Below are 1,217 nucleotides of genomic sequence, written 5' to 3' on the forward strand. Positions count from 1 at the left end.
TTGGTGATGCTGCTGGGCTTCTCGCTCGAGATGGCGGCGGTGGCGGCGGTGCTGCTGGGTGAGGGGGGCGACGGCGCCATCGCCGCCGTGGCCGGTCTGGCGCCCGGGGCCCTGGTGGTCGATTTCTCCACCATCGCTCCTGGCACCTCCCGGGCCATGGCCGCCGCCCTGGCCGAGCGCGGTGTGGCCTACCTGGATGCGCCGGTGACCGGCGGCACCGAGGGGGCCGGGCCGGCACCCTCGCGGTGCTGGTGGGGGGAGCGGCCGCCGACCTGGAGCGGGCCCGGCCGGTGCTGGAGGCGGTGGGCCGCACGATCACGGCGATCGGTCCGGTGGGGGCGGGCCAGGCGGCGAAGGCCGTCAACCAGGTGCTGGTGGCGGGCAGCTACGCGGCGGTGGCCGAAGCCCTGGCCCTGGGGCAGCGGCTCGGCCTGCCGATGGAGGAGGTGCGGCAGGCGCTGCTCGGCGGGGCCGCCGGCTCCTGGGCCCTGGAGCACCGCGGCGGCGCCATGCTGCGGGGCGAGTTCCCGCTCGGGTTCCGCCTGCGGCTGCATCGCAAGGATCTGGCGATCGCCCTGGAGGCTGCCGCCGCCGGGGGGCTGGGGCTGCCGGTGGCCAAGCTGGTGGCGGCGATGGAGGACGACCTGATCGCGGCGGGCCATGGCGACGAGGACGTGTCGGCCCTATCCCGCTGGTTCAGCGCCGGCTCCCGGTGAGCAGCCCTGGCTCCCTACCTTGGTGCGGCTCCTGTGGTGGTGGCCGCGAGGCCGTTGGCTGAATGCTCGATGCGCCCCCCCATGCGCCATCTCCTGCGCCAACGGCCTCCGCGATCGAACTGCGGGGGCTCAGCAAGCGCTTCCAGGAGGGGGAGAGCGAGCGGACGGTGCTGCAGGCCGTCGACCTGACCATCGCCCCCGGCCAGTTCGTGGTTCTGCTGGGCCAGAGCGGCAGCGGCAAGAGCACCCTGCTGCACCTGATCGGCGGCATCGACACCCCCTCCTCCGGCCGCGTGGGCATCGGCGGGGTGGACCTCACGGCCCTCGACGAGCGCAACCGCACCCTGTTCCGCCGCGACCACATCGGCTTCATCTTCCAGTTCTTCAATCTCATCCCCACCCTCTCGGTGCTGGAGAACGTCACCCTGCCCGGCGAGCTGGCCGGGCGGCCCCGGCCTGCCCTGGAGACGGCCGCCCGCGACCTGCTCGCCCGGGTGGGCC

At 74.6% G+C, this 1,217-nt stretch carries 1 protein-coding gene and 1 pseudogene; both read left to right on the plus strand.

The window, feature by feature from the left end; all coding sequences use genetic code 11:
- Nucleotides 1-716: pseudogene (locus VB737_RS07120) on the plus strand (NAD(P)-dependent oxidoreductase); the annotation flags it as partial.
- A 62-nt stretch (nucleotides 717-778) separates the two neighbouring features.
- Nucleotides 779-1,217, plus strand: a 439-nt coding sequence (locus tag VB737_RS07125) for an ABC transporter ATP-binding protein (protein WP_500312223.1), incomplete at its 3' end; no start/stop codon positions are given.

This window comes from Synechococcus sp. BA-120 BA3, assembly GCF_034931285.1.
GTDB lineage: Bacteria > Cyanobacteriota > Cyanobacteriia > PCC-6307 > Cyanobiaceae > Cyanobium.